This is a genomic window from Schleiferilactobacillus shenzhenensis LY-73 (genome assembly GCF_000469325.1).
Lineage (GTDB): Bacteria > Bacillota > Bacilli > Lactobacillales > Lactobacillaceae > Schleiferilactobacillus > Schleiferilactobacillus shenzhenensis.
The window spans coordinates 375,401-383,349 of sequence record NZ_KI271582.1; the positions used below are offsets into that span (position 1 = coordinate 375,401).

7 protein-coding genes are annotated in these 7,949 nt (G+C 50.9%); 2 read left to right on the forward strand and 5 right to left on the reverse strand.

Going from position 1 to position 7,949, the window contains the following annotated elements; translation table 11 throughout:
• Window positions 1–101: 101 nt before the first annotated feature.
• Together L248_RS01680 and L248_RS01685 are read right to left on the reverse strand one after the other, a co-directional pair.
• The gene (locus L248_RS01680) at window positions 102–1,532 is read right to left on the reverse strand and encodes a C69 family dipeptidase (RefSeq protein WP_040534229.1); all 1,431 of its coding nucleotides are present in this window, start codon (window positions 1,530–1,532) and stop codon (window positions 102–104) included.
• Window positions 1,533–1,611: 79 nt separating this feature from the next.
• Window positions 1,612–2,208, reverse strand: a complete 597-nt coding sequence (locus L248_RS01685; protein WP_022528312.1) for an NUMOD4 domain-containing protein — start codon at window positions 2,206–2,208, stop codon at window positions 1,612–1,614.
• A gap of 120 nt (window positions 2,209–2,328) precedes the next feature.
• On the opposite strand from L248_RS01685, the gene L248_RS01690 reads away from it, so the two are divergent.
• Complete coding sequence (locus L248_RS01690) at window positions 2,329–3,213, forward strand: helix-turn-helix domain-containing protein (protein WP_022528313.1); 885 nt, start codon at window positions 2,329–2,331, stop codon at window positions 3,211–3,213.
• Window positions 3,203–4,117, forward strand: coding sequence for a helix-turn-helix domain-containing protein (locus tag L248_RS01695; protein ID WP_022528314.1), 915 nt, complete (start codon window positions 3,203–3,205; stop codon window positions 4,115–4,117). The genes L248_RS01690 and L248_RS01695 overlap by 11 nt, the downstream gene beginning before the upstream one ends.
• Before the next feature lie 158 nt (window positions 4,118–4,275).
• Here the strand turns inward: L248_RS01695 and L248_RS01700 are convergent, their stop codons facing one another.
• The 3 genes from L248_RS01700 to L248_RS16180 all read right to left on the reverse strand — a co-directional run.
• The gene (locus tag L248_RS01700) at window positions 4,276–6,855 is read right to left on the reverse strand and encodes an AAA family ATPase (RefSeq protein ID WP_022528315.1); all 2,580 of its coding nucleotides are present in this window, start codon (window positions 6,853–6,855) and stop codon (window positions 4,276–4,278) included.
• 149 nt (window positions 6,856–7,004) lie between these two features.
• Window positions 7,005–7,742 carry a DUF805 domain-containing protein gene (locus L248_RS16175; protein ID WP_040534231.1) on the reverse strand — a complete coding sequence of 246 codons (738 nt, stop codon included), beginning with the start codon at window positions 7,740–7,742 and terminating at the stop codon, window positions 7,005–7,007.
• 17 nt (window positions 7,743–7,759) lie between these two features.
• Window positions 7,760–7,949: hypothetical protein (locus L248_RS16180; protein WP_220095309.1), on the reverse strand; the 190-nt coding region annotated here is incomplete at its 5' end.

A 7,949-nucleotide genomic window follows, 5' to 3' on the forward strand; every position in this document is an offset into this window, starting at 1 on the left:
ACCGCGCATCTTTCCCATTCCAACCCGCTGAACGAAAAAAGCTCCGCGGGAAAATGTACTTCCGCGGAGCTGATGTGACGTCGATTTCTTACTGCAAAATGTTACAGGTTCTCGTCCATGTTGAACGTGAGCTGGGACAACTCGATACCATCCATGATCAAGTCGCTCATCAACGCCTTGGCCTTGTCTTGGTAATCGGCCACGATCTTGTAGTTCTGCCGGGTCAAGAATTCGGTCAGGTCTGCCGGGTCTTTGATCTCAGCCGCCTGCTTGTCGATGGCGGCAATGAGCTCGCGCTTGTGGCGGCGGCCTTCCTTCAAGTAATCCAGATCCTTCTGGATGAACTTAACGTAGTGGCTCTCCACTAAGAATGACAGAGACTTGTACAGCCAGTAAGCACTCTCGTAGTCGTGGGTCAGCGGCGTGTGGGACCAGCTGGGATCTGTGTCGTTGGCGTTGGTGTAGAAAGGTACGTACGGGGCAAATGCCGGGTAGCCTTCGCAGATGTGCATGATGGCGCTGTAAGCTTCCGGCACATCGTTGCGCAGTTGCAGAATGTGGGAGTTCTGGGTGCGGTTCAGGCCGATTGGCCGATACCGCAGGCGGTCCGCCTTGTCGGCGTGACCCATCGGATCATAGGGCGTCTCGTTATAGTGCGACCCGAGCAGATATTCGATGTCGTCTGTGGAGACTTTCTGCGCCGGCTTCAAGATGAAGGGCAGCTCGCCGTCTTCAGGATCTTGTTCGAGTTCCGGATTCAAGCGGCTCTCGATGTACCATACCCGCGGGGTGTTGTAGTGGCGGTCTTTCTCATTGAACGTGCCGAAGATGTGGCGGAAGTTCCAGCGGTCGAAGTCGGGGTTCAGGTGGTTCTTCTCGACGAAGTCCTGGATGCCGTCGGACCACATGAAGTCGTCCGTCTTGCTGAAGTCAACGTCTTGAATGGCCACTTCGTTGGCAGCAACCGCGTAGCAATCGTCGGGGATCCGCTGAGCGACCCAGTGGTGACCGGTGACGATTTCCATGTACCAGACCTCGTCATGGTCAGAAAACAGAACGGAGTTGCCAGCCGCAGAACCAAACTTAGCAATCAGCTTGCCCAGGTACTGGACACCGTCACGGGCGGAGTCGATGTACGGGAGCACCATCGTCTGCATGCAGTCCTCGTCCAAACCGTCCTTCGTGTTCAACGGGTCGTACGCCAGACTGCGTTCATTGCCGTAAGTGCTCTCGGTGCAGCTCATGGCCACGTTCTTCTCGTTGATGCCGCTCTCGTCATAATAGCCGCGGTGTTTGTAATCCACGTTGGGAACGGCGTTGTAACGGTAGCTGTCCGCCGGCAGCTCGGCTTGGAAATCATTCAGCCAGGACTTGAGGATCCGGCCCGGTTTGTTGTGCACGGCCGGCTCCATATAGAACCGCTGCGGTGTCAACGGCCGAAAAGTATCGTCGTTCCGGGCAATCATCGTGGACCCATCCAGGGAGGCCTTCTTACCCACCAGGATGGAGGTACATGCTTTCAAATTTTTCAAAATTCGCACCCTTTTCTTCTACTTAGATAACACTTACACGATACAGGCAGGAAAAAAAGTTGTCAACCGAAGGCGCCGGCTACGACCCCTCGCCTGGTCTGTCTGATGCGTTCTTACCGGCCTTGAGCGGTGCCCGCCAGTAGTGGCCGTAAACCTTCTTTTGGGGGTCGCTGCCCCGGTTCAAGTAGTAGAATAAGCGCGAGACCCCGCGGCGGAGAAAGACGTCGCCAGGGGGCAACTGCCCATCGGCTTGAAGAAAACGAACGGCTTGGGTGTAACCTTTGAAACTTTTGATCAGCTCCCCTTTTTCGTCCCGCATCTCAATGTAACGGTCTTTCGGGGTACGATAGACTGACCGTTCTTGCCATATTTTGATTTTCTCTTGGCGAGACACGGCCTTGAGATTGACCAAGGCACAGTTGGCCTCATCACCGTCCAGATGAATGACCTCCTGCTGCGGATCGTGCCGATTGAAAGACATGTCGAATGTTCCCAGAACGAGTTTATCTAACCGGTAAATCCGATGCTTGCCGCGTCGGGAAGCAACAAAATAGCATTGGTGCCGCCGCCGGCTGAGTTTCAACATCTTGTCTGGATTGTCAACGTTGCGTACCCGGCCTAAGCTGCTGACTTCATATTGCCATTCGCCAGTGATTGGCAGCCAAATTTCGGCCATGATGGTTCCCCTCTCCGTCTTCTGATACACTTATGGTATCGGAAACAACACCGGAGAGACGCTGATTGTGCATATGCAACAAGAGGCTGTTTCAGGGGTTACTGGGGATGGAGGAAAGCCATGGAACTCGGAGAATTCATGCGTCACCAACGGATCGATGCCCACCTGACCTTGCGGCAGGTTGATCACGACATTATTTCAGACGCGGTTCTGTCACGGTTTGAACGCGGAGAAAGTGAGATCAGTGCGGAGACTTTCGTGCAATTGCTGCCGCGGCTTTACGGGACGGTGGGTTACCTAGAGAGCCAATTTCTGATGGAGAATCGGGATCGTGTCTTTTATCCGGTGAATGAGGACGGCACCGTTGCCGGTTTAGCAAGGCAGCGGGATTTCTATAAGGCCCAATATCAGCATCATCCCTGGTTGTATTATCGCCTGGCAGCGATTCGGTTCAGCTTATTAGCGAATATGTACACACCAGAGTTTCTGCCGACAGATAAGCAAACGGAAGTATCAATCCTGTTTGACTACTTGGAATCAGTGAAAGACTGGGGAGAATTTGAGATTGGATTGTTATTGGCGATGTCTCATTATACTTTGACTTCCAATCAGATTCACAGCATCTGGCCGATGTTGATCTCGTTTATCAGTCACCACAACGATAGTTTTTCAATTCATTGGCAGCCGTCTGAATATTGTGATGCCATCGGTGTATGTCAGTCGCTCATCTGGACCACTATCGCTTATCAAGATTTTGATGAGGCAGCAGAGATGGCTAAGACGTTAAGCAAGTTTTCGATGCAAGGTAATATTGTTCTTCTATACAACCAAGCAAGTTACCGGATGATGCTGGCATATCACGATGCACCGAGTCCAGCATTAGATAATAGATTTCGACAGTTGGTGGCCATGTGGACCAATGAGATGGTCCCTGGGCATGCTGCTAAAGTACTTAAACAATGGGATGAATTCACGACAACAGAAAGAGCCCAACATGGAAATTGAGAAGAAGTTCGCATACTATCGCAAAGAGCGCGGTTTGAACTTACGGGAAGTCAGTCGCGACATTATCGCGCCAAGCACCCTTTCCCGATTTGAACAAGGTAAGACACATTTGTCAGCAGTGACCTTTGTTCAACTGATCAATCGGCTCCAAGTGAACTGGGAGAAGTTTGTGCCAGACTTAATCGATCTCCACGCCCATATTCTGGATGAGCTCAAGTGGTTCGCATTGGCGGGCAATCAATCCGCCATCACCGCAGCCATGACGGAATTTCTCACGATTGGCGGCATCCAAGAGAACATGGACTACGCCGATTATTGTACCTTGCTGCTGGTTCATTACTTTGATGTTGCCCTGTCTCCAACCGACCAAACGGTCCAGAGGGCGATGGCGCAAATCCTCGATACGCCCCTATGGTCTGCATTTACTATCGCCATTGCCCACGAGCTGGTTGCTCTAACACCCGTCATTTCGCTTTCAGCACTACTCACAGAAAATATGGCCCAATTGACGCGATTGACTGATAACCGCCGAACGCTCTTCACGTCCGGTTTGGCGGACATCCAGCTGGACGGGATATTACGTCTATTGCGTGTTGGCGAATACCCCGCTGCTCAGACTGCTTATGAACAATTTGCTGGCGGGGACACCCAGCCGCCCTTTTTGGAAGGCCGTTTGAAACAGGAAATCGTGCGGATTTTGTTACAAGCAAAGTCGGGTGAAAGTGCCGACTTCGAGCGAGTCGCCACGATTTTGAATAGCTTGCAGATCATGGGCGCCAAGGAGTATCTGAGGAGTCTAGTCCCCTTGATTCAACCTCTCCTAACGGATGCAGGGATGACGACGAACCTGTTTGATTTGCCTGCGTTGTATGCTGCGTATGGCAGCCATTGGCGGAATCCATAATGGTGCTTGGTTGTGGTGCTGCTTCGCAGCGTGCCCGTATTCGGCAATCCAACCAGCAAACCCCCCCACGGCGAAATTTTGGCTGTGGGGGGGTTGCTGGTTGGTGTTGTGGAAGGAACTCAATTCGACAATTGACTGATTTATGCGCTGGAAGTACTTTATTTGCTTTCGGCCATGCCGGTCACGACTTCGTCCGAAATGTGCTTCATATCATCAGTGTCCAGATGGTCCACAAGCCACAACTTGTGCCGGTTGATTAATTTCTCCGCGAAGTTTCTCGCCCAGCGGGCATTGGCTCTTTCGTTCTCTGGCAACTGGGTATACTGCGTTGAAACAATTTGTTCTAGCAGGTCGGTGTTAACCGTAAACCGCTTCGTCACGATTTGAGTCACAATTTGAGCAATTTCCGTTGGTGTGTAATCTGCAAATTCGAGGGTATAGGGAATCCGTGAACGCAAACCCGGGTTGGTGTCCAGAAAATGCTGCATGGGCTGGGAATAACCAGCAAAGATGGCCACAAAGTCTTGGCGGTGATTCTCCAATTCCGTGATGAATGTTTCTACGGCATTCTGACCGAAGTCCTGACCAGTTTCGCTGGTCAGTTGGTACGCCTCGTCAACAAACAAGACGCCGCCTAAAGCATCGCGAATCGCTTTGCTGGTCTTCGCTTCCGTTTCACCGATATACTGGCCAATCAGTGCCGCACGATTCACCTCGCTGACCGTGTCTTTGGGTAGGACCCCGAGGTTGTAAAACAACTGAGCCAGGATTCTGGCGACGGTTGTTTTCCCAGTACCGGCATCGCCGGCAAACACCATGTGGTAGGTCGGCCGGTCTTCTTCGCCGAGCTTACTGCCCATCTTTTGGCTCACACGGACCTGGTCAACCAAGTCGTGGATTGTTTGCTTGACTGCCGCTTGGCCGACGAGGCCATCCAACTCAGTCAACAAGGCAGCCACTTTGGCGGCTTTCTCATCCTCTGCGCCGCCCATCAACCTGTCAATATCACTGTCCAGCACTTGGGAGTCATCACGCGTCGGGTCGGCTTGGACAGCGTCTATCACCACCCCCAGGAGTTTTTCATTGAATGTCCTGATCCAGCGGCCGTTATCATGGTTGATATCGTTCTTGTACGCTTTCATCACCGCAGTCCGGTAGTATGGGTCGTTTACGGTGAAGCCTTGGGCGGTCAGCTGCCGCGAGCCAATCTCAGCAATTTCTTCTGGGGTGTAATCCGCAAAGTGGAACCAATTTGTGATGCGTGAACGCAGCCCCTGGTTCATGCTGAGCAAATCCTGCATGGGCTTGGTGTATCCGGCAAAGATGATCATCAACTCATTGCGGTGATCTTCCATGTACTTCATGATGGTGTCGACGGCTTCCTGACCCCAGTTGGTGCTCCCGCCTTCTTGGTAAAGGTTATAGGCTTCGTCGATGAATAAGACGCCGCCCAGGGCTGATTCTAAGACCGCCTGCGTTTGGATCGCTGTCCCGCCGACATTCTGGGAGACCAAGTCAGCTCGGGAGACTTCAACATAGTGATCCGTGGGCAAAACGTGTTCCTCATACATGATTTGGGCGACTAACCGGGCAACCGTCGTTTTTCCTGTGCCGGGATTACCGAGAAAAGCGGAATGCAGTGAGGCCGAAATGGCTTGTTGATGGCCCTCTGCCCTCTTCTTGTTAAAGACGGCCACATTGATGAAATGTTTGACTTCTTTTTTCACATCCTCGAGCCCAATCATGTCGTTCAGCTTCCCCATGGCTGATTCTGGACTTGGTTCCTCCTGATTGGTGGGTTCGGGTGAATCTTTGTCGACCTGTTTTTCAACTGGCGCGTCATCAGAAGCTTTCGCGGGTTGTTCAGTCGCACCATCTTTTGCAGAATCAGTCTGATTTTCTGGAGCAAGTCCCGATGTTCCACCCTGCTCCTTTTCTTCGGTACTGGTGGCGCTCTCTTCAAGAATAACCTGGACATTGGGAATTTGTAAGACAGCAGTCGCGTCTTGCCTAACCGTGAGAACATGATTCTGGTCAATGTTCGTTAACTGGGCAGTGGCTGAACTGTCCAGGACGTGGGCAATTGATGAACCAATCGGCAGTACCAGATCATCTATCTGTAAATTTGTTTTTTCAGTTATGACAAATGTGTAAAAATTGATATCAGTGTTGAGAAAAATCAGACTGCCAGCGGACACTTTGCTGTCGACACAAATCAAAGAATTCCGAATCTGCGACGATTGAATGGCCAATGTGGAATGATCTACAGAGATGCCAGATATGTCACATTGCTCGATACTGACGACGCTGCCAACTGTATCGATGCCGAAGAAGTTTCTCGAACGTGTCATCACAGTACACGTTGTTAGTGCAATGCTTCCGTTCTGTACGACAACTGGACTGAACTTTTCTCCTGACGCGTTAAACTGAACGTTGGCGGCTGAGAAGGATGCTTTTTTGTTCACAACGATGATGTTCACTTCTGCAGATAATTCATTCAGAGTCAAGTTTTCCATTGTCAAATTGCCATTTTCACGGACACCAAAGAAGCCTGTGATGACAACATCGGACGGTGCCTGGCCCAGACCCCGAATTGTTACGTCTTGCAAACTAATACCAGTTTTGGTCAAATAATGACCTGGTTCAATAGCAATCGTGTCTCCCAGTTCACTGCCATTAATGGCATTCTCTAAGGTGAATTTCCCGGCCCCAATACCAACAACGCGTGTTTTTACCATGGCTTTCTCCCGTTCTCTTGATGATTCTGCGCAGGCTGGCTGCCCTAATTTTCAAATTATCATGGTTACCAATGGTCCCTCATTACCGAATTGTACCCAACGACAGGGCACAGAACTGGCTTTGAATCAACGTCATATTCTTGAATTCGTTACACCGACGGTCGCGACGCGATAATCAAATACGCCGCAACGACCAGAAGCATACCAATGAACAGTAGGCTATCCAGCAGATCGGGTAACAAATGGATCTGACCTAATAGACCGTCGATTAAGTAAATTGCTGGTGCAATCCACAACAATTTTGGATTGGCGCCGGCATCGTGAAAACGGCGGATAAACAGAGCAATCATGGGGACGACAGTGGCTAAAGCCCACAAAAGTAACAGCCCGAGGCCAAGCAATACGGGCCACATGTCCCCCATGGAAATATCGTATCCCATGTTGCTTAACCCGCCGTAAATGTTGGATAAGTGATTCAACCCGATGATGATAAAAATCAGTGGCACAACCATGATCAGGAAGTTGTCCAGCTGCCAATACCAGAACTCAGTACGGCTGGCCCGACCACGGAAGTTGGCATAATTGTGGAAAAACTGGTTCATGGCGCCCTTCATGCCCACCGAGTATGTAGGCGCAGCTATTGGTCGATTTGTTTGGCGAGGCACTGGCTGCGGTGTCGGCCGAGACGAGTATTGGTCGTATTGTCCTTGGTATTGATTTTGCGGGTTTCCTTGGTACTGATCTTGAGGCTGCTCTTGCTGTGATTGGTATTGCTGCCCTTGGTACTGATAATCTTGATACTGGATTTGGGGCTGCTCTGGGTGCTGATTGCTGGGCTGCTGTTGTTGATGAGCGGCTTGCATTCGCTGCTTCCTGCTGGTGTACATTTCTTGTTTCCTCCCTATTAATCGTCATCTGCAATATTATTAACTAGGTCATCACTACCAATTTGCAGCTGATCTAGTCTGAACTTCCCATGAATGTACGTCATTCTTGTACCGAATTCTTCTCTGTCACCATTTGCTGACGGAATGTCTCCCCCGCCATAGTACCCGTTCTTTGTCACTGTACCGTCTTTCAAGCGGTAGCCGCCG